23 protein-coding genes are annotated in these 23605 nt (G+C 73.1%); 13 read left to right on the top strand and 10 right to left on the bottom strand.

Annotated elements, in window-relative coordinates; all coding sequences use genetic code 11:
- Nucleotides 1-57 precede the first annotated feature (57 nt).
- The 4 genes from ABD254_RS07890 (at nucleotide 58) to ABD254_RS07875 (ending at nucleotide 3763) form a co-directional block, all read left to right on the top strand.
- Nucleotides 58-783 (top strand): thiamine pyrophosphate-dependent enzyme, encoded by a 726-nt coding sequence (locus ABD254_RS07890; RefSeq protein ID WP_344247301.1) that lies wholly within the window; start codon nucleotides 58-60, stop codon nucleotides 781-783.
- Nucleotides 780-1703, top strand: a complete 924-nt coding sequence (locus ABD254_RS07885) for a transketolase family protein (protein ID WP_344247299.1) — start codon at nucleotides 780-782, stop codon at nucleotides 1701-1703. Before ABD254_RS07890 ends, ABD254_RS07885 begins: the two co-directional genes overlap by 4 nt.
- A 37-nt stretch (nucleotides 1704-1740) precedes the next feature.
- Nucleotides 1741-2106, top strand: coding sequence for a cupin domain-containing protein (locus ABD254_RS07880; protein ID WP_344247297.1), 366 nt, complete (start codon nucleotides 1741-1743; stop codon nucleotides 2104-2106).
- Nucleotides 2107-2173: 67 nt separating this feature from the next.
- The gene (locus ABD254_RS07875; protein WP_344247295.1) at nucleotides 2174-3763 is read left to right on the top strand and encodes a Fic family protein; all 1590 of its coding nucleotides are present in this window, start codon (nucleotides 2174-2176) and stop codon (nucleotides 3761-3763) included.
- A gap of 12 nt (nucleotides 3764-3775) precedes the next feature.
- Here the strand turns inward: ABD254_RS07875 and ABD254_RS07870 are convergent, their stop codons facing one another.
- A complete protein-coding gene (locus tag ABD254_RS07870; protein ID WP_344247293.1) occupies nucleotides 3776-4456 on the bottom strand; it encodes an SDR family oxidoreductase in 681 nt (226 codons plus the stop codon).
- Between the two features lie 159 nt (nucleotides 4457-4615).
- On the opposite strand from ABD254_RS07870, the gene ABD254_RS07865 reads away from it, so the two are divergent.
- From ABD254_RS07865 to ABD254_RS07850, 4 genes are all read left to right on the top strand, one after another.
- Complete coding sequence (locus ABD254_RS07865) at nucleotides 4616-5830, top strand: pyridoxal phosphate-dependent aminotransferase (RefSeq protein ID WP_344247291.1); 1215 nt, start codon at nucleotides 4616-4618, stop codon at nucleotides 5828-5830.
- Between the two features lie 103 nt (nucleotides 5831-5933).
- On the top strand, nucleotides 5934-6395 hold the full coding sequence (locus tag ABD254_RS07860; RefSeq protein WP_344247289.1) for an SRPBCC family protein: 462 nt from the start codon (nucleotides 5934-5936) through the stop codon (nucleotides 6393-6395).
- Nucleotides 6392-6745 carry an ArsR/SmtB family transcription factor gene (locus ABD254_RS07855; RefSeq protein ID WP_344247288.1) on the top strand — a complete coding sequence of 118 codons (354 nt, stop codon included), beginning with the start codon at nucleotides 6392-6394 and terminating at the stop codon, nucleotides 6743-6745. Before ABD254_RS07860 ends, ABD254_RS07855 begins: the two co-directional genes overlap by 4 nt.
- Nucleotides 6746-6772: 27 nt before the next feature.
- A complete protein-coding gene (locus ABD254_RS07850) occupies nucleotides 6773-7219 on the top strand; it encodes an SRPBCC family protein (RefSeq protein WP_344247286.1) in 447 nt (148 codons plus the stop codon).
- Between the two features lie 37 nt (nucleotides 7220-7256).
- On the opposite strand, the gene ABD254_RS07845 is transcribed toward ABD254_RS07850, so the two are convergent.
- The gene (locus tag ABD254_RS07845; protein ID WP_344247284.1) at nucleotides 7257-8318 is read right to left on the bottom strand and encodes an acetylxylan esterase; all 1062 of its coding nucleotides are present in this window, start codon (nucleotides 8316-8318) and stop codon (nucleotides 7257-7259) included.
- 67 nt (nucleotides 8319-8385) lie between these two features.
- Here ABD254_RS07845 and ABD254_RS07840 point away from each other — a divergent pair, with 67 nt between their 5' ends.
- Complete coding sequence (locus ABD254_RS07840) at nucleotides 8386-9177, top strand: DeoR/GlpR family DNA-binding transcription regulator (RefSeq protein ID WP_344247282.1); 792 nt, start codon at nucleotides 8386-8388, stop codon at nucleotides 9175-9177.
- Between the two features lie 2 nt (nucleotides 9178-9179).
- Here ABD254_RS07840 and ABD254_RS07835 read toward each other — a convergent pair whose 3' ends face one another.
- The 6 genes from ABD254_RS07835 to ABD254_RS07810 all read right to left on the bottom strand — a co-directional run bounded on the left by ABD254_RS07835 (nucleotide 9180) and on the right by ABD254_RS07810 (nucleotide 17145).
- Complete coding sequence (locus ABD254_RS07835) at nucleotides 9180-10034, bottom strand: LacI family DNA-binding transcriptional regulator (RefSeq protein ID WP_344247280.1); 855 nt, start codon at nucleotides 10032-10034, stop codon at nucleotides 9180-9182.
- A 68-nt stretch (nucleotides 10035-10102) separates the two neighbouring features.
- Entirely contained in the window at nucleotides 10103-12382 is a 2280-nt protein-coding gene (locus tag ABD254_RS07830) for an FAD-dependent oxidoreductase (protein ID WP_344247278.1), read from the bottom strand.
- 58 nt (nucleotides 12383-12440) lie between these two features.
- On the bottom strand, nucleotides 12441-13898 hold the full coding sequence (locus ABD254_RS07825; RefSeq protein ID WP_344247276.1) for a BNR-4 repeat-containing protein: 1458 nt from the start codon (nucleotides 13896-13898) through the stop codon (nucleotides 12441-12443).
- A complete protein-coding gene (locus ABD254_RS07820) occupies nucleotides 13898-15229 on the bottom strand; it encodes a sugar ABC transporter substrate-binding protein (protein ID WP_344247275.1) in 1332 nt (443 codons plus the stop codon). Before ABD254_RS07820 ends, ABD254_RS07825 begins: the two co-directional genes overlap by 1 nt.
- 57 nt (nucleotides 15230-15286) lie before the next feature.
- Nucleotides 15287-16222, bottom strand: coding sequence for a carbohydrate ABC transporter permease (locus ABD254_RS07815; RefSeq protein WP_344247273.1), 936 nt, complete (start codon nucleotides 16220-16222; stop codon nucleotides 15287-15289).
- Complete coding sequence (locus tag ABD254_RS07810; RefSeq protein WP_344247271.1) at nucleotides 16219-17145, bottom strand: carbohydrate ABC transporter permease; 927 nt, start codon at nucleotides 17143-17145, stop codon at nucleotides 16219-16221. The genes ABD254_RS07815 and ABD254_RS07810 overlap by 4 nt, the downstream gene beginning before the upstream one ends.
- A gap of 700 nt (nucleotides 17146-17845) precedes the next feature.
- Between ABD254_RS07810 and ABD254_RS07805 the strand changes: the two genes are divergently transcribed.
- The 4 genes from ABD254_RS07805 (at nucleotide 17846) to ABD254_RS07790 (ending at nucleotide 22007) form a co-directional block, all read left to right on the top strand.
- Nucleotides 17846-18049, top strand: a complete 204-nt coding sequence (locus ABD254_RS07805; protein ID WP_344247270.1) for a cold-shock protein — start codon at nucleotides 17846-17848, stop codon at nucleotides 18047-18049.
- 333 nt (nucleotides 18050-18382) lie between these two features.
- Entirely contained in the window at nucleotides 18383-19549 is a 1167-nt protein-coding gene (gene pdhA, locus ABD254_RS07800; protein WP_344247268.1) for a pyruvate dehydrogenase (acetyl-transferring) E1 component subunit alpha, read from the top strand.
- Nucleotides 19546-20547: an alpha-ketoacid dehydrogenase subunit beta gene (locus ABD254_RS07795; protein ID WP_344247266.1), complete on the top strand. Its 1002-nt coding sequence runs from the start codon at nucleotides 19546-19548 to the stop codon at nucleotides 20545-20547. Before pdhA ends, ABD254_RS07795 begins: the two co-directional genes overlap by 4 nt.
- 8 nt (nucleotides 20548-20555) lie before the next feature.
- Nucleotides 20556-22007 (top strand): dihydrolipoamide acetyltransferase family protein, encoded by a 1452-nt coding sequence (locus tag ABD254_RS07790; RefSeq protein WP_344247264.1) that lies wholly within the window; start codon nucleotides 20556-20558, stop codon nucleotides 22005-22007.
- A gap of 19 nt (nucleotides 22008-22026) precedes the next feature.
- Here ABD254_RS07790 and ABD254_RS07785 read toward each other — a convergent pair whose 3' ends face one another.
- A complete protein-coding gene (locus tag ABD254_RS07785) occupies nucleotides 22027-22818 on the bottom strand; it encodes an HpcH/HpaI aldolase family protein (RefSeq protein ID WP_344247262.1) in 792 nt (263 codons plus the stop codon).
- The gene (gene hpaH, locus ABD254_RS07780; protein ID WP_344248519.1) at nucleotides 22803-23585 is read right to left on the bottom strand and encodes a 2-oxo-hept-4-ene-1,7-dioate hydratase; all 783 of its coding nucleotides are present in this window, start codon (nucleotides 23583-23585) and stop codon (nucleotides 22803-22805) included. Before hpaH ends, ABD254_RS07785 begins: the two co-directional genes overlap by 16 nt.
- Nucleotides 23586-23605: the final 20 nt, after the last annotated feature.

Below are 23605 nucleotides of genomic sequence, written 5' to 3'. Positions count from 1 at the left end.
TGCGTGAGGTGGCGCACCCCTTGACCTGAACCAAAGTTGAGGTCAGAGCATCGAGGGATGACGACCACATCGCCGCCGACGACCACCCCCTTGCCCGTCCCGCAGCGCGTCCGGGACCTCGTCGCCCGCGTCACGGGCGACGAGAAGCACGACCCGAGCGCCCACTCGACGCTGGACGCCGTGTGGACCCTGTACGACCAGGTGCTGCGGGTCGACCCCGATGCCCCGGACGACCCCGACCGCGACCGGTTCCTGCTCTCGAAGGGCCACGGGCCGGCGTCGACCTACGCCGTGCTGGCCGAGAAGGGCTTCTTCCCCGCGTCGTGGCTGGACGACGTGGCCTCGTGGGGCTCCCGGCTCGGGCACCATCCCGACCGCACGCTCGTGCCCGGCATCGAGATCGGCAGCGGCTCGCTCGGGCACGGACTCCCGATCGCCGTCGGGCTCGCGCTCGGCCTGCGCGACCGGTCGCCCGCCCGGGTGGTCGTGCTGGTGGGCGACGCCGAGCTCGACGAGGGCAGCAACGCCGAGGCGATCCAGGTCGCCGGCCGCTTCGGGCTCGGCAACCTCACCTGCGTCGTCGTCGACAACCACAGCGACGGGCTCGGCTGGCCCGGCGGCATCGCCGCCCGGTTCGACCTGGAGGGCTGGTCGTGCGCGGAGGTGCGTCACCACGACCATCCGCGACTGGCGGCGGCGCTACGGCGCACGGAGCCCGACCGGCCCACGGTCGTGGTCGTCGACACGACCGCGGCCGATCCCACGCGGGAGGTGGCGGCATGACCACCCAGGCGACCGGGGCGCGGTCCCTCGACCTGCGTACCCGCTTCTACGAGGAGATCGACCCGCTGCTCGACGCGTTCCCCGACGTGGACGTCGTGCTGGCCGTCATCGGCTCCGGGTACCTGTCCCGCGCGATCGAGCGCCACCCCGGCCGCGTCATCGACGTCGGCATCCGCGAGCAGGCGCTCATCGGTGTGGCCGGGGGCCTCGCGCTGGCCGGGCGGCGCCCGATCGTGCACACGTTCGCGTCGTTCCTCGTCGAGCGGCCGTACGAGCAGGTCAAGCTCGACCTCGGGCACCAGGACGTCGGCGCGGTGCTCGTGAGCGCGGGGGCCTCCTACGACGTGAGCGCCGGCGGCCGCACGCACCAGGCGCCCGCCGACGTCGCGCTGATCTCCGCGCTGCCCGGCTGGACGGTGCACGTGCCCGGCCACGCCGACGAGGTGGCCGAGATCCTGCACCGCGAGGCCGAGGGCACCGGCCGCGTCTACGTGCGCCTGTCCGGGCAGCGCAACTCCCGGCCTCACCCCGTGGACGGGCGGCTGCACCTGATGCGGGACGGCGCGCGCGAGACCCCCGTGGTGCTCGCCGTCGGCCCGATGCTCGACACCGTGCTGGAGGCGACCGCCGACCTGCCCGTGCGCGTCGCGTGGACCGCCACCCCGCACCCGCTCGACGCGGACGGGCTGCGGGCGCTCGCCGGCCCGACGCCGGTGCTCGCCGTCGTGGAGCCCTACCTCGAGGGCACCAGCGCGGCCGCGGTGGCCGCGGCGCTCGCCGACCGGCCCAGCCGCGTGCTGCACGTCGGCGTGCCCCGCGACGCGGAGCTGCGCCGGTACGGCACCCCGCGCGACCACGCCGCCGCGCACGGCCTCGACCCGGCGGGAATCCGTGGCCCGGTCAAGGAGCTGCTCGGGTGAGCAGCGGTCGCCGAGGTCCGGCTCCTAGGCTCTGACCATGACCGACGACGTGCGGAACATCCTGACGGCCCTCGACGCGGTCCCGGAGCCGTGGCAGCCCCACCTCCTGGCGAGCGTCAACGACTACGCCGTGAAGGTGGTCAAGCTCGACGGCGAGTTCGTCTGGCACACGCACGACCACACCGACGAGCTGTTCCTCGTGCTCAGCGGGCGGCTCACCATCCAGCTCCGCGACCGCGACGTCGTCCTCGGGCCCCACGACGTGTTCGTCGTGCCGCGAGGAGTCGAGCACTGCCCGCGGGCCGACGGCGTGGTGCACGCGCTCCTCGTCGAGCCGACCGCGACGGTCAACACGGGAGATGCCGGCGGCGAGCGGACCGCGCCCCTGCGCGAGCTGGACTGAGCGCGTGGGGGACGCCAGCGCGGCCTACGCGGCGCGCGCCGACGAGTACACGGCCATGTTCGGCTCGATGGACGCGGTGCACGACGAGGACAGGGACCTGGTCGCGCGGTGGGCCGAGGGGCTGACGGGCCGCGTGGTCGACGCCGGCTGCGGGCCGGGCCACTGGACGGACTTCCTCGCCAGGCTGGGCCTGGACGCGGAGGGCGTGGACCTCGCGGACCCGTTCCTGGAACGTGCCCGCGCGCAGTACCCGGGAGTGCCGTTCCGCCGTGCCGCGCTGGACGACCTCGGCGTGCCCGGCGGCAGCCTCGGCGGCGTGCTGGCCTGGTACTCGATCATCCACACCCCGCCCGAAGGTGTGGACCGCGTGCTGGCCGAGCTCGCGCGCGCCGTCGCCCCGGGCGGCGGGCTGCTGATCGGCTTCTGCCGCGGCCCGCGCGTCGAGCCGTTCGACCACGCCGTCACGCAGGCATGGTTCTGGCCGGCCGACGAGCTGGCGGCGCGCGTCGAGCGGGCGGGGTTCGACGTCGTCGAGACGGCCGCCCGCGCCGACCCAGGAGTCCGCCCGCACGGTGCGATCAGTGCGCGGCGTCGGGAGGCGGGTGGCCCGTGGCGCGGCCGTGGCATCGGCGTCACGACCCTCGCGAGATTTGATGTCTACGCGCGCTCGGTGCTCGGCGCAACCAGTCCGACGCTCGGGCCGATGTCGTCGATCCTGCTGCGTACGGAGTCGACGTCGTCCTCCCAGATCGAGAACCTGACTGTTGGTGCCCGACAGCTCGCCCTCGCGGAGATCGACCAGTCGACGTCCCAGAACGCCAAGGTTGTCGTCGCCAACGTGCGGGCCATGGAGGCCGCTCTCGATCTAGCCGACCGGCTCGACAGTGACGCCGTCCTCGCGATACAACGCGAGCTGCTCGAGGCTCAGACCGGCTGGGAGCAGCACGCCGGTCGCTACCGCGAAGGGCTTGTGTGGGTCGGCTCCAGCGGACTCACCCCGATCGGGGCCAGTCACATCGCCCCGCAGGCCGAGCATGTGCCGGGTGCGATGGACGACCTGGTGGCGTTCATGCGTCGCGACGACATGCCGGTGCTCGTGCAGGCCGCGATCGCGCACGCCCAGTTCGAAACCATCCACCCGTTCGCCGATGGCAACGGTCGCACCGGTCGCGCCATCGTGCACGCCCTGCTGAAGTCCAAGGGAGTGCTGACGAGCACGACCGCGCCGGTCTCCGCGGGGCTGCTGCGCGACACCGAGGGCTACTTCCGCGCGCTCGGTGCCTTTCGCGACGGCGATGCCAGGCCGATCATCGAGGCCTTCGGCAACGCTGGCCGCTTCGCAGCCTCCTCAGGCGCCCGGCTGGTGGACGACATTGCCGCCCAGGTCGAGAGGGCGCGCGAGCAGATGTCGGGAGTGCGGCGCGACGCCGGCGCATGGAAGGTACTGCCGCATCTGGTCGCTCACCCGGTGGTGAACGCGAACCTGCTGATCGAGCGTCTGGGCATGAATGGCATGGGCGCCCAACGTGCGCTCGGCCAGCTGGTCGACGCGGGCGTGCTGGAGGAACGCACAGGTATGCAGCGCAACCGCGTCTACCAGCACGCGGGCATCATCCAGGTGCTCGACGTTTACGCGCAGCGCCTGCTCCGAGGCTGAACGCGCTGTCGCCTAGGTCAGGTTGCGCAGGGCCGCCGGGATCGGGGTCTCCCCGGCGGAGAACCGGACGAAGCGCCCCACGGTCGCGGGCTCGCGCAGCGTGGCGGCGACGACCTGCGCGACGTCGGCGCGCGGCACGCTGGTGTCCGTCCCGGCGGGCACCGCACCGGTCTCGGGCAGGAGGGCGATCCGCCCGGTAGGCGGTTCGTCGGTGAGCGTGCCCGGGCCGAGGATCGTCCAGTCCAGGTCGGTGGTGCGCAGGTGGTCGTCGGCAGCCAGCTTGGCGTCCGCGTACGCGAAGAAGCCCGCGCTCTGAGGGACGCCGTGCTCCGGCGTCGAGCCCACCCACGACACCATGACGTACCGGCGCACCCCGGCGCCCGCGGCGGCGTCCATCGAGCGGATCGCGGCGTCCCGGTCGACGGCGTAGGTGCGCTCGGGGTCGCCGCCGCCCGCGCCGGCCGACCACACGACGGCGTCGACGCCGTGCACGGCCGCCGCGAGCTGCTCGGTCGTGGCGTGCTCGACGTCGAGGAGCAGCGGCTCCGCGCCGAGGTCGGCCACCCGGTCGATCTGCTCCGGCTTGCGCACGACGCCGACGACGTCGACCACCGGGCCGGTGCCGCCGTCCGCCAGCAGCGGGACCAGCAGGCGCGCGACCTTGCCCAGCGCACCGATGACGACGACCTTCATGGCGACCTCCTGCGACGTCCGGGAACTCCCACCGTGGCGCATCGCGCCGCGTGCTGCCACCCCTTCGGCCGTGCTGATCCGCGACCGCCGGACCGCGCCAGGTCCAGTCGTCGCGAAATGGCCGTTCTCCTGAGCGGGTCCGGCTGGGAGGATGGCTCCGTGCGCACCATCCGACAGAGCCGCAAGCTCCGCGGCGTCCGATACGACGTCCGCGGTCCCATCCTCGTCGAGGCCCAGCGCCTCGAGGCCGAGGGCCACCGCATCCTCAAGCTGAACATCGGCAACACGGCGCCGTTCGGCTTCGAGGCACCGGAGGCGATCCTGGCCGACGTCGTGCACCACCTGCCGGAGGCGCAGGGGTACAGCGACTCGCGCGGGATCTACGAGGCGCGCACCGCCGTCGCGCAGTACTACCAGTCCCGCGGGCTGCGCGACACGACCGTGGACGACGTCTTCATCGGCAACGGCGTCTCCGAGCTCATCACGATGGTGCTGCAGGCGTTCGTCGACGAGGGCAACGAGGTCCTCGTGCCCGCGCCCGACTACCCGCTGTGGACGGGCGCGGTGACGCTGTGCGGCGGCACGGCGGTGCACTACCGCTGCGACGAGGCGAACGGCTGGATGCCGGACCTCGAGGACCTCGAGTCGAAGATCACCGAGAACACGCACGCCCTCGTGATCATCAACCCGAACAACCCGACGGGCGCCGTCTACAGCAAGGAGATGGTGGAGGCGATGGTCGACATCGCGCGCCGCCACGACCTCGTCGTCATGGCCGACGAGATCTACGAGAAGATCTTGTTCGACGACGCCGTGCACCACCACGCCGCGACCGCGGCCGGCTCGGACGTGCTGTGCCTGACGTTCAGCGGCCTGTCCAAGGCCTACCGCGTGTGCGGGTACCGGGCCGGGTGGGTCATGGTCTCGGGCCCCAAGGAGATCGCCGGCGAGTTCCTCGAGGGGCTCACCCTGCTCGCGAACATGCGCATGTGCGCCAACGTCCCGGCGCAGCACGCGATCCAGACGGCGCTGGGCGGCTACCAGTCGATCGACGAGCTCATCGTTCCCGGCGGTCGGTTCTACGACCAGGCGATGCTCGCGGACAAGCTGCTCAACGAGATTCCCGGCGTCACGTCCGTGCGGCCGCGCGGGGCGCTGTACTGCTTCCCCCGGCTCGACCCCGAGGTGTACCCGATCGACGACGACGAGGAGTTCGTCATCGAGCTGCTCCGGGCCAAGAAGATCCTCGTCACCCACGGCACCGGCTTCAACTGGTTCGCACCCGACCACTTCCGGCTCGTCACCCTGCCGGACGAGGAGGTCCTCACCGAGGCCATCGGCCGGATCGCGGAGTTCCTCGCCGCGCGGAGGTGATGACGCGCGCACCGCGGGCCGCGCCCCACGTGCAACTGATGGTTGCGTAACCGTGCTGACGGGGATACCTTGATGTGCAACCACTAGTTGCAGGAGGTTTCCGATGGAGCTGGGAAGCATCGAGCGCGAGGTCTACGTCGACGCGTCGCCGGAGATCGTCTTCGAGGTGGTGAGCAGCCCCGACCACGTGAAGGAGTGGTGGCCGGACGACGCCCGGTACGACCCGGTGCCGGGATCGACGGGGGAGATCGTCTTCGGCGACCCCGACGCCGGCGGCGGGGTGGAGCAGCTCACCGTCGTCGAGTCGCTGCCGCCGCGCTCGTTCTCGTTCCGCTGGACGCACCCGGCCGGCGTGGCCGCGGCTGAGGGGAACTCGCTGCTCGTCACGTTCGAGCTCACGCCGTCGGGCGGCGGCACGCTGCTGCGGATGACCGAGACTGGCTTCCGGGAGATGGGCTGGGAGGTCGCCGTCCTCGAGCAGCACTACGCCGAGCACGTCACCGGCTGGGACTACTTCCTGCCCCGGATCGCGCCGTACGTCGCGACGCTGGGGGTGCGGCCGTGAGCTCGGCGCCGGTCGACGACGACCTCTGGTCGGCCATCGGCGACCCGACGCGCCGCCGCATCCTCGATCTCCTGCTCGCCGAGGGCGAGTCGACGGCGACCTCGCTGAGCGAGCGGCTGCCGGTCACCCGGCAGGCGGTGGCCAAGCACCTGGGCGTCCTCGACCGGGTCGGCCTGGTCCGGACGGAACCCGCCGGCCGGGAGCGGCGCTGCTGGGTGGACGACGTCCAGCTCGCGCGCGCGGTGGCCCAGCTGTCGTCGGTCACCACGTCGTGGGACGCCCGGCTGCAGCGCATCAAGCGGATCGCCGAGGCGATCCAGGACGACCGGCACGGCACGGCGCCGCGCTGACGCACGACCGAGACGAAGGAGCACACGATGGTGGACATCCTGCACCGGGTCGGGGTCAGGACCCCGGACCCGAAGACGGTGTACGACGCGCTGACGACCGTCGAGGGCCTCGGGGCCTGGTGGACCGACGACACGACGGGGAGCGCCGACGTCGTCGGCGGCGCCCTCGAGTTCCGCTTCCCGTCCGGCGGCTTCGACATGGAGGTCGTCGAGCTGCGCCCGCCCGAGCGGGTGGCGTGGCGGGTGGTCGGCGGGCCCGACGAGTGGGTCGGCACGACGATCGGCTGGGACCTCCGCCAGGTCGGCGACTACACGATCGTCCTCTTCACGCACCAGGGGTGGCGCGAGCCGGTGGAGTTCATGCACCACTGCAGCACCAAGTGGGCCTCGTTCCTGCTGAGCCTGAAGGCTCTGGGCGAGACCGGCGCCGGCGCACCGGCGCCGCGGGACGTGCAGATCGACGACTGGGGCTGAGCCGCCGTCGCACCGATCTCGCGGCTGCCGCGGCGACTCAGGGCGCCGCGGCAGCCGCGCGCGCCACGGCCCGTTCCACGGCCCGGCCGACGTGCGCGCGGGTGGCGGCGAACGACGTCGCCAGCTCGCGTGCCTGGCCGGGGTACTCCGCGTGCCCGGCGGAGTGGACGGCGAGCTCCAGCTCGGCCCCCGTGCCCGCGCGCTCGGCCGCGGCGACGCCGTTCGCGACGCCGAACTGGCCGGGCGGCGGCACGTGCGCGTCCCACAGGGCGCACTCGACGCGCACGGGCACGCGCAGGTGCGTGGCGGCCACGGAGGCGTCGGTGAGGGCCAGCACCCGGCGGGCCTCGGGGTGGGCGGCCACGTGCCGGCGCTGCGCCTCGCCGCTGCCGGTGCACGGCACGGCGAGGCGCTCGTCGTACTGGCCGAAGCTCGGCACCTCGAGGGTGGCGCCGACGAACCGGTCGTCCCACGGCACGGCCAGGGCGCCGACCCCGCCGCCGAAGCTGGAGCCGACGTAGTACAGCGGGATCCCGGCCGGGGCGCCCGGGACGTCGGCCAGCACCTCCTGCAGCGCGGTCGCGGCGTGCCACAGGTCCACGGCGCAGCGCCCGAGCACGTAGGTCCGGACGTCCCCGATGCCGTGCAGCACGTGCTCGGCGCTCACCTGAGGCGCCCCGACACCCGCGTTGAGCGACCCGAGCCCGCGGGCCACGGGGAAGATCACGGCCGCGTCGCGCGGCACCCGCTCGAACGACGGCGCCTCCCGGCCGCCGTACCCGTGGCCGTGCACGATGCCGACGCGCGGCGCCGTCCCCACCGGCAGCGCGACCCAGGCGCGCAGGCGCAGGCCGCCGTCAGCGGCGAAGGTCACGAGCGAGACGTCGTGGGTGCCGCGGCGTGCGGGCGGGTCCAGCGGCTCGAGCGCGACGTCGGCCGGCACCCCCCGCGCCGCCGCGTGCCACGACCGCCACAGGTCGGCGAAGCCTTCCGGCTCCTCGGCGGGCTCGACGGCAGCCAGCGCGTCGCGGTCGTAGCCGTACGTGCCGTCGATCGGGGCGCCCGGGAACCAGGTGTCGTAGGGGGCGGGAAGTCGCATCGGAAGTGAACTCCTCGGAGGTCAGGACGCTCGTGACACACTGTGCCGCAGGTCGAAAGGGGTGCTGGTGCTCGTCGCAGAACGCAGGTCACGCATCGTCGCGGAGGTGCGGCGGCGCGGCGCCGTGAGCATCGCGGATCTCGCCGCCGCGCTCGACGTCAGCGCGATGACCGTCCGCCGCGACATCGACCAGCTGGCCGACGACGGCGAGCTGGACAAGGTGCGCGGGGGTGCCACCACGCGCCGCGAGGGCGGCGCCGCGGGCCACGAGCGGGCGTTCGCCGCCCGCACCCAGCAGCAGGTCGCGGCCAAGCGCGCCATCGCCCGCCGCGTGGCCGGGCTCGTGGAGCCCGGGATGGCCGTGGGCCTGTCGGGCGGCACGACGGCGTGGGTGCTCGCCCAGGAGCTGCGCGAGGTCGCGGACCTCACCGTGGTGACCAACTCCCTGCCGGTCGCGGAGGTGTTCCGCCGCCCGGACCGCGCCGACGAGCCGTACACCCAGTCCGTCGTGCTCACCGGCGGGGTGCGCACGCCGTCCGACGCGCTCGTGGGGCCGGTCGCGGTGCGCTCCTTGGAGCACCTGCACCTCGACATGGCGTTCCTGGGCGTGCACGGCGTGGACCTGCACGCCGGCCTCACGACGCCGAACCTGCTCGAGGCCGAGACCGACCGGGCGCTGCTGGCCGCGGGCCAGGAGGCCGTCGTCCTGGCCGACCACACGAAGTGGGGCGTCGTCGGGCTCACGACCATCGTCGACCTGCACGAGGTCGACCGACTGGTGACCGACGACGGGCTCGACCCCCGGGCGCGCGAGGTGCTCGGCGGGCAGGTCGGCGAGCTCTGGGTGGTGCCCGTCTGACCTCACCGGGCCGTGCTGGCCCGCGGCACGACGTGCGCGTCGACCACGACGTGCCGCACGGGCAGGTTCGCGCCGGGCGGCGTCGCGATCTGCCGCTCGAGCTCGCTCAGCGCCCGTTCGACCAGCGCCTCCTTGTCGGGGGCGACGGACGTGAGCGACGGGGTGGCGAACCGCGCGCCGCGCACGTCGTCGATGCCGACGACGGCGACGTCCTCCGGGACGCGCCGGCCGGCGTCGTGCAGCGCGGGCAGGGCGCCGAACGCGACCGAGTCGTTGGAGCAGACGATGCCGTCGAGCTCGACCCCGCGCTCCAGGAGCTCGCGGACGGCGCGCTGCCCCTCGGCCGGGGTGAACGACTCGACCTGCGCGACGAGAGCCGGGTCGTCGGCGAGCCCGAGGGTGGCCACCGCCTCCCGGTAGCCGGCGTACCGGCGGTCGGCGGCGTCGGACGGGCGGGCGTCGCGCGGCCCGACGAACGCCACCCGGCGGCAGCCGACCGACGCGAGGTGCTCGGTCGCGGCGTACGACGCGGCCCGGTTGTCGATGGTGACGTGCGTGAACGGGCTGACGAGGATGTGCTCGCCCAGCAGCACGAGCGGCCCGGGGGAGGTGCGGCGGGTCAGGTCGGCCACGGACAGGGCGCGCGGGATGTGGATGAGCCCGTCGGTCGGGGGCAGCCCGAGGCCGTTGGCGACGTCCACCTCGCGGTCGTGGTCGCCGGCGGTCTGCTGGATGAGGATCGACAGCCCGCGCTCGTCCGCGCGCCGCACCAGCAGCGCCGTGAGCTCGGCGAAGTACGGCTCCTCGAGGTCCGGCACGGCGAGCGCCACGATGCCGGTGCGCTCCCTCCTGTGCACGGCGGTCAGCGTAGCCCGGGCGGGGCGGGAGGGCCGCCCGGCTCGCGTGGGTGCGGGGTGCGCCATCGTCACTCCTGCACGCGCAGGGCGACGACGCGGGCCTGCGCGGCGCCGTTGGTCGAGCCGACGACGAGCCGCGCCGCCCGCAGCGGGCCGACGCCGTCCGGCAGCGGGTGCACGCGCAGCCGCCACCGGTTGTCGGTCTCGTCGGCGACGGTCACCCAGGCGCCGGTGCCCTCCGGCAGCACCTCGACGCGGTAGTCCTTGACCAGGGTCGGCATGATCTCGTCGGGCGTGCGGTGGTGGTGCAGGGTGTTGAGCTCGACGTCGAGGTCGTCGTCGAACACGACCCGCACCTCGCGGCCGGTCACGGGGGAGTCCCAGTCGAGGCGCAGCCACTCCTCGCGGCCGGGCACCATCGGCGAGGACGCCCACAGGTTCGGCCCGCCGTGGTTGCGGTGGAAGCCGCTCGTGGCGCGCTCGGGGGCGAGCGCCCGGGTGTCGGGGCCGGCGCGGAAGACGACGGACCGGCCGCGCAGCGGCTTGGTCGGCCACTGCACGAGCAGCTCGTCCGAGCTGATCTGCACGTTCTGGTCGTCGTTGTCCACGCGGTGGGTGAGCGTGAGCACGCCCGGGGGCAGCGGCCGGGTGGTGCGCACGGCCACGTCCGGGTTGGCGCGCAGCACGACGACGGCGTTCTGCGGGGCGTCCGGCGCGAACGGGACGTGCGCGGTGACCCAGCGCTCGTCGCCGGCGGCGACGGCGACGTCCGTCTTGGCCTCCAGGTGTGCGGGCACGACGTTCTGCGGCTTGCCGGTGGACCACACCTCGACGCCGAGCGTCGTGTCGCGGCGGGCGGAGACGAGCAGCTCGACCGTGTCCAGGCGCGGGTCGACGGGCAGCACGATGCCCAGGTCGACGTCGAGGTCGACCACGTCGAAGTCGTAGGGGTCGCCGTCCGAGCCGTCCGCCGCCGGCGCGGCGAGGCGCGTCGTGGTGCTGGAGGCGGTGACGCGGGCCGAGCGAGCGAGGTCGTGCGGGTCGGCGTTGGCGATCCCGACGGCGGGCGCGTCCCAGCGCAGCAGCGTCTGGCGCAGCTCGTCGAGGTGGTCGGTGTAGACGCCGCGCGGGGTGGTGCCGTGGGTCACGCACAGCGCCGCCGCCGTGCCGGCCGCCTGGCCCATGGCTCCGCAGGTCGCCATGACGCGCGCCGCGCCGAACGCGATGTGCGTGGCCGAGACGTCGCGCCCCGCGAACAGCATGTTCTCCACGTTCACCGAGTACAGGGAGCGGTAGGGGATCTCGAAGACCCCGTCCGAGAAGCGCTGGACCGCGCCCGCACCCTCGGCGTACATGCCCTGGGCGGGGTGCAGGTCGATCGACCAGCCGCCGAACGCGACGCCGTCCGGGAACGACGTCTGCCCGACGACGTCGCCCTGGTGCAGCGTGTAGTCGCCGACGAACCGGCGGTACTCGCGCTTGCCGGGCACGTTGCCGATCCACTCGAGCGTGAGGTTCTCGGCGTCGAACCTGCCGGAGTTCTTGATGTGGTCCCAGATGCCGAGGATGACGCCGCGCAGCTCGTCGCGGATGCGCTCGTTGTCGTCGACGATGTCGAGCTCGCCGCCCCACTCGATCCACCAGTAGTGGGCCCCGGAGTCGCCGCTACGGATCACGCGGTTCATCGGGATGGGCGTGGTGGTGATGTCGATCGCGGTCTCCGGCGCCACGTACTTCACGGGGTGCCCGAGGTCCTTCGTGTAGAAGAGCAGCGTGGAGCCGAGGAACTCGCGCACCGGCTCCGGCGGCGCCCACTCCTCGCCGAACTCTGCCTGCGACTCCTTGCCGAGGCGGTAGCGCGCGCCCGCCAGGTGGCCCACCAGGCCGTCGCCCGTGCAGTCGAGGAAGACCGGCGCGGTGAACGTCGTGAGGATCTCCGAGCCCATCGTCCAGCCCGTGACGGACTCGATGCGGCGCGCGTCGTCGGGCCCGGTCGCGACGACCTCGCGCACGTCGGTGTTGAGGAAGAGCCGCAGGTTCTCCTCGCGGCGCACCGTGTCCAGCACGACGTCGTCCCAGTACACCGGGTTCCCCTCGGGGTTGCGGTACTGGTTCTCGACGTACATCTCGCCGACGATCCCGGTCTCGCGCGCCCAGCGCTGGTTGCCGTGCGCGGTCGCGCCGCACACCCACACCCGCACCTCCGACGAGGAGTTTCCGCCCAGCACCGGCCGGTTGTTCACCAGCACGACCTGGCGGCCCAGCCGCGCCGCGGCGACGGCCGCGCTGACTCCGGCCAGGCCTCCTCCGACGACGACGACGTCCGCCTCGACGGTCTGCGTGCGCATGGTTCTCCTCGGTCGTTCTGGTGCTCGGGTGGTGCTGGTGGTGGGTGTGCGGCGGGGGTCAGCCGGCTGCGCTCGCGGCGTCGTCGCGAAGGCCGGCGACGACGTCGGCGAGCGGGCTGCCGGCGATCGGCCGCCCGGTGCGGGGCACGACGGCGTGGAACAACGTCCCCGACGTCGGCCCGGACTGCGCCGCGCTGACGTACAGCACGTCGGTGCCGCGACCGCGGCCCGTGGCAAGGGTGCGGGCCGCGATGCGCTGCTGCCCCACCTGGACGTCGCCGAGGGCGGCGAACCGCCATCCCCCGCGGCCCGTGCGCTGCTCGGCCCGCACCACCTGGGTGCGGACCTGGCCGTCCACGGTGCCCTGCACGACGGCGTAGGCGCGGGTCACGCCGCGCGCCGACGTCGCGTCGAGCGCGGCCACGGTGTCGATGCCGTCGCCGAGGGACTCGGCGTCGACCACGGTCTCCCGCTGCCAGGCGGACCCGTCCCAGCGGGCGAAGCGGACGTCGAAGCGGTCGGGCGTCCCGTCGGCCTTCGCCTCCGCGTACCGGTAGACGACGCCCGCGAGCTCGTCGCCGTCCAGAGCGAGCTTCGCGGTCTGCAGCGTCGGGGCGTCGGACTGCATGGTCTCGCCCGGCTGGAACGGCTGGTACACGACCGCACCGCCGGCGGTCGGGGTGATCGGCGCCGTCAGCGCGGCCCCGGCGGCGTCCTGCCACGAGCCGTCCGACGGGTCGTACACCGCGTACGAGCCGAGGTGCCGGTACGGGCCGGCCGCCCAGCGGTGCCACTCCCACAGCACGTGCAGCCGCCCGTCCGTGCCCACCTCGAGGTCGTCGGGGTAGACGGAGTAGCCGGCGGCCGAGGCGAACACGGCAACCCGCGACCACGCGTGCGTCGCGGTGTCGTAGCGGTACAGCCGGCCGTCGCGCACTGTGGCCTCGTCGCGGCCGCCGCGCACCATGACGTACGCGTCCCCGTCGGTGCCGCGGGCGGTGACGGGGTAGGTCATGGGCACGCCCTGGTCGGGCAGGTCCGCGCTGGCCTCGACGATTGACGTCACGTCGCCCGGCGTCGCGGAGCGGTAGTACTGCCACGGCACGTGGTGCATCGACACGAAGGCGTGGATCGTGCCCTCGCCGTCCACGACGATCGACGGCTGGTCGTGGCCGCTGTCGTCGAGGAACGTCGCGCACGACCCGTCGTCGGCGCGCAGGCAGCCGACGGTCCAGTCGCCGTCGGCACCCTTCGCCGCGACGTGCACCTCGTGGCGGGACGCCTCGGCGGCCGGGGAGTCGAACGCCATGTAGGTGACGCCGCCGACCACGTCGAGCGGCGTCCACCAGCCGGCGTTGTTGGACGTGTCCACGGGGAACGGCAACTGCTCCACGGTGTCGCCGCGGTGCCCGTGCTGCGCGTCCGATGGCGCGGCGGCGGCGACCGTGGCCCCCGTGACGACGAGCGCGGCCGCGGCGGCGAGGGCGACCCCGCGGGGGCGGGTCCGGCCGGCCATCAGCCGATCAGCCCCTGGGCCGCCTCGCCCGCGGCCTGCATCGCGGTCTTCGGGTCGGTCTTGCCGACGAGGACGGCCTGCACCTGCTCGGCGATCTCGGTCTCGATCTGCGAGTACGCGGTGAACGCCCAGAACGGGTTGGTCGTCGAGGTCGCGGTGATGCGCTCACTGAAGAGGGAACCGAAGGTGTCGGACGCGACGACGTCCGACTCCAGCGCCTCGGTGGTGACGGGCGGCAGGCCGCGGACCTCGTAGTCGGCCAGCACCGTGTCGAGGTCCGACGTCGCGAACTGCGCGAAGTCGGCCGCGGTCGCGGCGCCCTCCCCGTCGACGACGGCGATCGCGCCACCCCACACGAGGGCGCGCGGGGTGTCACCGGCCTTCAGCACGGGACGGGGCACCGGGTTGAGCTTGCTCGCGAGGTCCTTGTCGGGGGACTCCTCGGTGACGGCGCCGCGGCCCACGGGCGCGTCGTCGTAGATGGCCGCGCGCCCCTGCGCGAACAGCGACCGGGCGTCGAAGCGGTCGACGTCGGGGGCGATGAGACCCTGGTCGTACAGGCTCTTGTACCAGGTCACGGCCTCGACCGAGGCGTCGTCGCCGATGGTGACGGTGTCGCCCTCGACGAGCGGGCTGCCGAAGGTCTGCATCCAGATGAGGATGTCCTTGAGCTGCGCCGCCTTGGTGGACGCGGCGTAGGGGATGAGCCCGCCGCCGAGCTTCTTGAGGTCCTTCAGCGTCGTCTCGAACTCGTCGATCGTGGCGGGGAACGCGTCGTTCTCCACGCCGACCTTCTGCAGCAGCTCGGAGTTCGTGACGAGGCCGATCGCGCCGATCGTCCAGGGCAGCGCATACTGCGTGCCGTCGTACTGCGCGGCCGTGAGCGCCGCCTCGGTGTAGCCGCGGCCCTCGGCCAGCGCCGACAGGTCCTGCAGCTTGCCCATCGCGGCGAGCGAGCCGAGCCAGGCGACGTCGACGTGCGCGGCTCCCGCGAACTGGCCCCCCTTCACCTGCAGGGTGAGCTGGTTGATGTACTCGTTGTAGGGGAAGGAGACGTCGCTGATCGCGACGCCCTCCTTGTCCTGGTAGGCGGCGACGATCGCCTCGAGGGCGGGCGCCGCCGCCTCCTCCGTGAACGACCAGGAGGAGAACGCGAAGTCCGTCTTGGCGCCGGCCGCGGCGCTCGCGGCGGTCGCGGCGCCGGTGGGCGACCCGGCCGACGGCGCGCAGGCGGCGACGGCGGCGGTGCCGGCGCCGATGCCGAGCAGCTGGAGCATCCGGCGGCGCGACATCGCGGTGCCGGTCAGGGCGGGGGGAAGGGTGAGAGACATGGGGATCCTCCGCATCGAGGGTCTGTCGGGGTGGGGACGGGGTGGAGCGGGCTGCCGTCAGCCCTTGACGGCGCCGGCGGTGAGGCCGCCGACCAGGTACTTCTGCAGGGCGATGAAGGCGATCGCGACGGGCAGGGACACGACGAGCGACGCGGCCATGAGCTCCGGCCACGCCGTCGACGCCTCGCCGATGAACGTGTTGACCAGGCCGGGCGGGAGGGTCTGCTTCTCCGGTCCGGCGAGGGTGAGGGCGAAGACGAAGTCGTTCCAGCCGCGGACGAAGGCGAACAGCCCGGCGGCGATGAGACCGGGAGCCGCGAGCGGCAGCACGATCGAGTGAATGATCCGCAGGCGGGAGGCGCCGTCGACGCGGGCGGCCTCCACCAGCTCGTCGGGGATGGTGTCGAAGAACCCCTTGAGCATCCACACGCACAGCGGCAGCGTGAACGTGGTGAAGCTCAGCACCATCGCGGTGTAGGTGTTGAGCAGCCCGTACGCGCTGAACACCGAGTAGAGCGTGATGAGCAGCAGGGCCTGCGGGAACATCTGCGACGCCAGCACGAGGTACATCAGCGACCGGCGCCCGCGGTAGCGGAACTTGGAGAACGAGTAGCCCATGTAGGCCGAGACCAGCACCGACAGGACCGCGGTGACCACCGAGACGATGACGCTGTTGCGCAGGTAGACGAAGAGCTGCTCGTTCGAGGCGAGCGCCGCGAACGCGTCGAGCGTGGGCGCCGCGGGGAAGAACCGGGGCGGGTAGGCGAAGACCTGGTCGCGCGGCGTGAGGGAGGTGGCGAGCAGCCAGTAGACCGGCAGGAGGCCGAATCCGCCGCACACGACCACCGTCGCCCACGCGGCGATCCGCACGCCGGGCCGCTCGGAGCGCAGGGCTCCCCGACGACGGCGCGGGGCGGGCGTCGCCGACGGCACGGGCCGGGAGGGGGGCGGGGTGGACGGCGTGGGCGTCGCGTCCAGCGTCGTCGCGCTCATCGCTTCTCCCCCTTCTCCGAGAAGCGGACGTAGACCACGACGAGCGCCATGAGCAGCACCATCCACAGCAGGCCCAGGGCCCCGGCCTTGCCGAGGTCGAAGCCGTGGAAGGCGGTCTCGTAGACGGCGGTGGCGAAGGTCTGGGTGGCGCCCGCGGGCCCGCCGCCGGTGAGGACGTAGATGATGTCGAAGTGCTGGAAGTTCCAGATGAACTCCAGCAGCACCACCAGGCCGACGATGCCCTTGAGGTGCGGCATGGTGATCGCGAAGAAGCGGCGGACCGTGCCCGCGCCGTCCATCTCGGCGGCCTCGTGCAGCTCGACCGGCACGGTCTGCAGGCCGGCCAGGAGCATGACCATCATCCAGGGGAACGACTGCCACGTCTTCGCGAGGACGACGGCGCCCATCGCGGTGCCCGGCTGGGCGAGCCAGGCCTGTGGCTCGTCGATGAGGCCGATCGACTGGAGGAGCGCGTTCATCACGCCGTAGTTGGCGTTGAAGATCCACATCCACAGGAACGACACCACGACGCCGGGGACCAGCCAGGGGATGAGCATGAGGCCGCGCAGCACCTTTGCTCCGCGGATCCGCGTGTTCAGCGCCAACGCCAGGGCGAAGCCGATGACGAACGGCAGCACCGTGGTGCCGACCGTGAAGACCATCGTCTGGCCGAGCAGCCGCAGGAAGTCGCCCTGCAGCACGTCGACGACGTTCTGCAGCCCCACGAACGTGCGCCCGGGCAGCACGAGGCTCTGCTCGAAGAACGCCGTGACCAGCGCCGCGACGAGCGGGTAGAGCACCACGCCGGCCAGCAGCGCCACGCCGGGCAGCAGCAGGAGGACGGCGAACTGGCCGTCGCTGAGCCGGCGCGCTGCCTCTTGTGATCTTTTGTGTTCCAGAGTGTGAGTCTGTGAACTCGTCATGTCCACGTCCCTGTGGTCATCCTCGGCATCGAGGGCTGTTTTCGGCTTTATGCGTCACACTCTGGCCGTTCTCGGGGAGGTCGTCAAACCCCCGGAGGTCTCGATGCGGTAATGCTAGGTGTCACCAGGTAACAGGAAAGGACATAACATCTCATCAGGTCACAGCGGCCGGGCGGTGGTTCTCGTTCAGCCCGATGCCGGTGTACCCTGGTAGGGCGCACGCACAGCGGGGACCTGGTCTCCGCGGCACTCTTCGGTCTCTCAGCGACGAAGCGAGGGCCATGCGCACTCGACAGCCCCGGCTGTCGTCCGACGATCTCCGCCCCTGCGAGCGCGGAGCGAGAGTAGAGAGCATCACTTCTTCAATCCTTGCAAGGCCCGTGGCCGCATCAGCGCCGCTGGGCACCTCTGGACCGGCCCCCGTGTGGCGCCGCGCCGACGACGACCTGTGGGTCGCGACGGTCGACGGCGAGTACGGCGGCATGGTCACCCGACTTCCCGACGGCTTCCACGTCCACGACCGCTACACGCGGCCGATCGGCGTGGCCGCCACCCTGGCCGCCGCGACGAGGCTGCACGCCCCGTCCCGAGCTGGCACCCCGCGCGCTCGACGAGCGCGCCCCACCACCGTCCGTGCCCTCAAGGGCGCGACGACCGGACCCGTGTTCGCGGTTCCGTCGCATCAACGAGAGAAGACAACATGACTTCCGGAACTGTGAAGTGGTTCAACGAGGAGAAGGGCTTCGGCTTCATCGCCCCCTCCGACGGCACCGCCGACGTGTTCGCGCACTACAGCGAGATCGCCGGGACCGGCTTCAAGTCGCTCGCCGAGAACCAGAAGGTCGAGTTCGACGTCGCCCAGGGCCCCAAGGGCCCCCAGGCGACGAACATCCGCGCCGTCTGACGCTCCGGCCGCCACGATGCGCACCGCATCGTGACGGCCGACGAGCTTCACGAAGAGCAGGGCCGCGAACGCGCGGCCCTGCTCTTCGTCGTTTCGCGGTCGCGGCCGCGTCGCCCCGACACCCGGCCAGCCGGCCGGCCGTTGGAGGATTCCTCCAAAAGTCCCCGGGGGATCTTCGTCGCCACTCCGGGGGGCGAACCCCCTGGACCGCAACCTACGCTGGCGTAGGCTACGAAGGCGTAGGTTCCTCCGGGTCCGTCTCGTGGCCCGCCGGAACCTTGCTCTTGCCCGAGCAGCCCAGCCCCGCCCGGGGCCGCCAGCGAAGGAGAACGTGTGCCGCACCAGGCCCCTGGCGGGACGGATGTCGCCCCTGCCGACGTCACCCCCCTCGTCCAGCTCGTCTCGCCCACCGGCGAGCGTGTCGTCGAACCCGACAACGCGACCTACCGCTCGCGTGTCGACCACCTCACCCCAGGCGATCTGCGCGCGATGTACCGCGACATGGTGCTGACGCGCAGGTTCGACGACGAGGCCACGGCCCTGCAGCGCCAGGGCGAGCTCGCCCTCTACGCGCAGGGCCGTGGCCAGGAGGCGGCGCAGGTCGGGTCGGCGTGGGCGCTGGCCCCGCAGGACTACGTCTTCCCCTCCTACCGCGAGCACGGCGTGCTGCACGTGCGGGGCGTCGACCCCGTCGACCGGCTGCGCCTGTACCGCGGCGAGGACCACGGCGGCTGGGACCCGGCCGAGTCCAACGTGCACCTGTACACGCTCGTCATCGGCTCTCACGTGCTGCACGCGACCGGCTACGCGATGGGCGTGCAGCGCGACGGCGCTGTCGGCACGGGCGACGCCTCGCGCGACGCCGCCGTCGTCACGTACTTCGGCGACGGCGCCACCAGCCAGGGAGACGTCAGCGAGGCGCTCGTCTTCGCCGCGGTCAACAACGCGCCCACGGTGTTCTTCTGCCAGAACAACCAGTGGGCGATCTCGGAGCCCACGACGCGCCAGTCCCGCGTGCCGCTGTACCGGCGCGGCGAGGGCTTCGGCATCCCCAGCGTCCGCGTCGACGGCAACGACGTCCTCGCCTGCTACGCGGTGACGGCCGAGGCGCTCGAGCGCGCCCACGCCGGCGGCGGCCCCACGTTCATCGAGGCGTACACGTACCGCATGGGCGCGCACACGACCTCCGACGACCCGACGCGCTACCGCGAGCGGGCCGAGGAGGAGTACTGGCGCCAGCGTGACCCGATCGAGCGGGTGGCGGCGCTGCTGCGCGCCGAGGACGCCTGGGACGACGCCTGGGCCGCCCAGATCGACCGAGACGCCGACGCGCTCGGTGAGCGGCTGCGCACCGAGGTGCGCGCGCTCGGCGCCCCGCCCGCCACGACGATGTTCGAGCACGTGTACGCGACCGAGCACGCGCAGGTCACCGCCGAGCGCGCGTGGTTCGAGGCGTACGAGAACGAGACCGGTCAGTCGAGCACGGAGGCCGCCCGATGAGCGAGACCCTCACCTTCGCCCGCGCCATCACCGACGGCCTGCGCTCGGCGCTGGAGTCCGACGAGAAGGTCCTCGTCATGGGCGAGGACGTCGGCCGGCTGGGCGGCGTCTTCCGCGTGACGGACGGGCTGCAGAAGGACTTCGGCGAGGACCGCGTGGTCGACACGCCGCTCGCCGAGTCCGGCATCGTCGGCACGGCGATCGGTCTGGCGCTGCGCGGCTACCGGCCGGTGTGCGAGATCCAGTTCGACGGCTTCGTGTTCCCGGCCTACGACCAGATCACCACCCAGCTCGCGAAGATGCACTACCGCTCGCGCGGGCGGCTGCAGGTGCCCGTCGTGATCCGCATCCCCTACGGCGGCGGCATCGGCGCGGTCGAGCACCACTCCGAGAGCCCGGAGGCGCTGTTCGCGCACACCCCCGGGCTGCGCGTGGTGTCTCCGGCCACCCCGCAGGACGCCTACGACATGATCCGCGCCGCGGTCGCGTCCCCCGACCCGGTGCTCTTCTTCGAACCCAAGGGCCGGTACTGGACCAAGGGCGAGGTCGCGACGAGCCCGTACCCGTCGGCCGACGCCGCCGGGTCGGCCGACGTCCTCAACACCGCGCGCGTCGCCCGCCGCGGGGACGACGTCACGCTCGTCGCGTACGGCCCGACCGTCGCGACGGCGCTCAAGGCCGCCGACGCGCTCGCGTCCGAGGGCACCAGCGCCGACGTGGTCGACCTGCGCTCCATCTCGCCGCTCGACGTCACCGCCGTGGCCGAGTCCGTGCGCCGCACCGGCCGCTGCGTCGTCGTGCACGAGGCGCCGTCGTTCCTCGGCTCCGGCGCGGAGGTCGCCGCGCGCGTCACCGAGGAGTGCTTCCACTCGCTGGAGGCTCCGGTGCTGCGCGTGGGCGGGTTCCACGCGCCGTACCCCGTGGCCAAGCTCGAGCACGAGTACCTGCCGAGCGTCGACCGCATCCTCGACGCCGTCGACCGCGCGCTCGCCTTCTGAGGAGACCGATGAGCACCCAGCGCTTCCCCCTGCCCGACGTCGGTGAGGGCCTCACCGAGGCCGAGATCGTCGAGTGGCGCGTCGCCGTCGGCGACACCGTCGCCGTCAACCAGGTGATCGTGGAGATCGAGAGCGCCAAGTCGCTGGTCGAGCTGCCGTCGCCGTGGGCCGGCACCGTCACGGCGCTGCTCGCCGACGAGGGCACGACGGTCGACGTCGGCACCGCCATCATCGAGATCGCGACCGGCGCCGAGGCGCCGTCCGGCGGTGAGGCGCCGGCGAACGGTTCCGGCGAGGGGTCGGGGTCGGTGCTGGTCGGCTACGGCACCGGCGACGGCGCGTCGTCCGGCCGGCGTCGCCGGCGTCGTGCCGCCCCGGCGGTCGAGCCTGTCGAGACCATCCCGTCGGTCGAGCCTGTCGCGACCATCCCGGCGGTCGAGCCTGTCGAGACCCGGGTTCCGACAGGCTCAACCAGCGGCGCGGGCATCGAGCGGGCGCTGGCGAGCGTGCCGGCGGCCGCGACCCCGACCGACGCGACGCCGTCGGCCCAGCGCGTGCGCGTGCTCGCCAAGCCGCCGGTGCGCAAGCTCGCCAAGGACCTGGGCGTCGACCTCGCGTCCGTGCAGCCCACGGGCCCGGGCGGGATCGTCACCCGTGAGGACGTCGTCGCGCAGGCCGAGTCCGCCGCGCCGAAGGCGCTGGCCACCTACCCCGACGACGACCAGCCGTGGCTGGCGTCCGGGAGCGTCACGCAGGACGGCCGCCAGACGCGGGTCCCCGTGAAGTCGGTGCGCAAGCGCACGGCGGAGGCGATGGTCGCAAGCGCGTTCACCGCGCCGCACGTCACGGTGTTCCAGACGATCGACGTCACGAAGACGATGAAGCTCGTCGCCCGCCTCAAGGAGGACCGCGACTTCGCCGAGGTGCGCGTCACGCCGCTGCTGGTCGCGGCGAAGGCGGTGCTGCTCGCCGTCCGCCGCCACCCGGAGATCAACGCGAGCTGGGACGACGCGGCCCAGGAGATCGTCTACAAGCACTACGTGAACCTGGGGATCGCGGCGGCGACGCCGCGCGGGCTGGTCGTGCCGAACATCAAGGACGCGCACACGCTCGACCTGCTCGGGCTCGCGGGCGCGATCGCGGACCTCACGTCCACCGCGCGCGCCGGCCGGACGTCGCCCGCGAACATGGCGGACGGCTCGGTCACCATCACGAACGTGGGCGTCTTCGGCATCGACACGGGGACGCCGATCCTCAACCCCGGCGAGGCCGCCATCCTCGCGTTCGGCGCGATCCGGCAGCAGCCGTGGGTGCACAAGGGCAAGGTCAAGCCGCGCTGGGTGACCCAGCTCGCGCTGTCCTTCGACCACCGGCTCGTCGACGGCGAGCTCGGCGCCCGCTTCCTGTCCGACGTCGCGAAGGTGCTCGAGGACCCGGCTCGCGGCCTCGTCTGGGGCTGAGGCCGCGAGCCAGGGCGGGTCAGCGGCGGAGGCGGTCCGCGAGGGACTCCGCGCCGCGGGCGACGAGCGTGACGTCGGAGCCGACGACGACGTACGCCGCGCCGGCCTCGAGGTACCGGTCGGCCATGGCCGGGTCGAAGGCGTTGACGCCGACGGGCGTGCCCGCCCGGCGGCAGGCGTCGATCGCGCCCAGGACGGCGGCCACGACCTCGGGGTGGTCCTGCTGCCCGAGGTGCCCGAGCGACGCGGCGAGGTCGGCAGGGCCGACCAGGACGGCGCCCACGCCGTCCGTGCCCGCGATGGCTTCGGCGTCGTCGATCGCGGCGCGGGTCTCAAGCTGCACGACGAGCGTGATCCCCTCGTCCGCGCCGTCGAGATAGCCCGGCACCCTGCTCCACCGCGACGACCGGGCCAGCGCGCTGCCGACGCCTCGGATCCCCGCCGGCGGGTAGCGGACCGCGCGGACGGCGTCGGCGGCCTGCGCGGCGGAGTCGACCATCGGCACGAGCACGTTCGTCGCGCCGAGGTCGAGGATCCGCTTGAGCCCCACCGGGTCGCCGGACGGCACCCGCACCAGCGTCGCGACCGGGTACGCGGCCGTGGCCTGCAGCTGGGCGAGGATCGAGGTGAGGTCGTTGGGCCCGTGCTCGCCGTCGACCAGCACGACGTCCAGGCCGCTGCCGGCGAGGATCTCGGCGGCCACCGGGCTGCCCATGGAGGACCACGCCCCGACGAGCGGGCGGCCCTCCTCGTCGGCGGCCGCGGCCAGCAGCGCGGCGAGGGACCGGTCGGTGCTCAGGCGAAGCGGCATGTCACGGCCCCCAGGGTCCCGTAGTCGGCGTGCACGGTGTCGCCGGGGTGCACCCACGTGGGGCGGGTGAACGACCCGGACAGGATGGTCTCTCCGGCGGCGAGCGAGTCGCCGTGCGCGGCGAGCTTGTTCGCCAGCCACGCCACGCCCTGGGCCGGGTGCCCGAGCACGCCTGCCGCGACGCCGGTCTCCTCGATCGTCTCGTTCCGGTACAGCAGCGCGGACACCCAGCGCAGGTCCACGTCGTCGGGCCGCACCGGGCGGCCGCCGAGGACCATCGCGCCCATCGCCGCGTTGTCGCTGATGGTGTCGACGATGGTGCGGCCGGGCATCTCGACGCGCGCGTCGAGGATCTCCAGCGCCGGAACGACGCGGTCAGTCGCGCGCAGCACGTCGGTCACGGTGATCCCCGGGCCGGCGAGGGGCTCGGCGAGGACGAACGCCAGCTCGACCTCGACGCGCACGTTCGAGAACGCCGCGTGCTCCACGACGCTCCCGGACTCGAGCACCATGTCGTCGAAGATGACGCCGTAGTCCGGCTCGGTGATGCCGGTCGCGGCCTGCATGGCCTTCGACGTCAGCCCGATCTTGTGCCCGACGACGCGTCGCCCCCGCGCGACGCCGCGGTCGCGCCACGTGCGCTGGACGGCGTACGCGTCGGCGACGGTCATGCCGTCGTGCCGGGCGGTGAGCAGCGGCACGGGGGTGCGGCTGCGGTCGGCCTCCGCGAGCTCGTCCGCGATGGCGACGACGGCGTCGTCGTCCAGGGTGCGCTCGCCGTCCGGCG

This window comes from Isoptericola hypogeus (assembly GCF_039531145.1).
GTDB classification, from domain to species: domain Bacteria; phylum Actinomycetota; class Actinomycetes; order Actinomycetales; family Cellulomonadaceae; genus Isoptericola; species Isoptericola hypogeus.
This window is presented reverse-complemented; position numbering and strand designations above follow the sequence as displayed.

Bases quoted from the DNA above. Each gene is read 5' to 3' on its own strand.
- ABD254_RS07805 (WP_344247270.1), top strand. From the start codon at position 17,846: ATGACTTCCGGAACTGTGAAGTGGTTCAACGAGGAGAAGGGCTTCGGC.
- ABD254_RS07790 (WP_344247264.1), top strand. From the start codon at position 20,556: ATGAGCACCCAGCGCTTCCCCCTGCCCGACGTCGGTGAGGGCCTCACC.
- ABD254_RS07845 (WP_344247284.1), bottom strand. From the start codon at position 8,318: ATGCGACTTCCCGCCCCCTACGACACCTGGTTCCCGGGCGCCCCGATC.
- ABD254_RS07870 (WP_344247293.1), bottom strand. From the start codon at position 4,456: ATGAAGGTCGTCGTCATCGGTGCGCTGGGCAAGGTCGCGCGCCTGCTG.
- ABD254_RS07820 (WP_344247275.1), bottom strand. From the start codon at position 15,229: ATGTCTCTCACCCTTCCCCCCGCCCTGACCGGCACCGCGATGTCGCGC.
- ABD254_RS07810 (WP_344247271.1), bottom strand. From the start codon at position 17,145: ATGACGAGTTCACAGACTCACACTCTGGAACACAAAAGATCACAAGAG.
- ABD254_RS07875 (WP_344247295.1), top strand. From the start codon at position 2,174: ATGGACGCGGTGCACGACGAGGACAGGGACCTGGTCGCGCGGTGGGCC.
- ABD254_RS07830 (WP_344247278.1), bottom strand. From the start codon at position 12,382: ATGCGCACGCAGACCGTCGAGGCGGACGTCGTCGTCGTCGGAGGAGGC.
- ABD254_RS07825 (WP_344247276.1), bottom strand. From the start codon at position 13,898: ATGGCCGGCCGGACCCGCCCCCGCGGGGTCGCCCTCGCCGCCGCGGCC.
- ABD254_RS07785 (WP_344247262.1), bottom strand. From the start codon at position 22,818: ATGCCGCTTCGCCTGAGCACCGACCGGTCCCTCGCCGCGCTGCTGGCC.
- ABD254_RS07850 (WP_344247286.1), top strand. From the start codon at position 6,773: ATGGTGGACATCCTGCACCGGGTCGGGGTCAGGACCCCGGACCCGAAG.
- ABD254_RS07815 (WP_344247273.1), bottom strand. From the start codon at position 16,222: ATGAGCGCGACGACGCTGGACGCGACGCCCACGCCGTCCACCCCGCCC.
- ABD254_RS07885 (WP_344247299.1), top strand. From the start codon at position 780: ATGACCACCCAGGCGACCGGGGCGCGGTCCCTCGACCTGCGTACCCGC.
- ABD254_RS07880 (WP_344247297.1), top strand. From the start codon at position 1,741: ATGACCGACGACGTGCGGAACATCCTGACGGCCCTCGACGCGGTCCCG.
- ABD254_RS07795 (WP_344247266.1), top strand. From the start codon at position 19,546: ATGAGCGAGACCCTCACCTTCGCCCGCGCCATCACCGACGGCCTGCGC.
- ABD254_RS07860 (WP_344247289.1), top strand. From the start codon at position 5,934: ATGGAGCTGGGAAGCATCGAGCGCGAGGTCTACGTCGACGCGTCGCCG.
- ABD254_RS07890 (WP_344247301.1), top strand. From the start codon at position 58: ATGACGACCACATCGCCGCCGACGACCACCCCCTTGCCCGTCCCGCAG.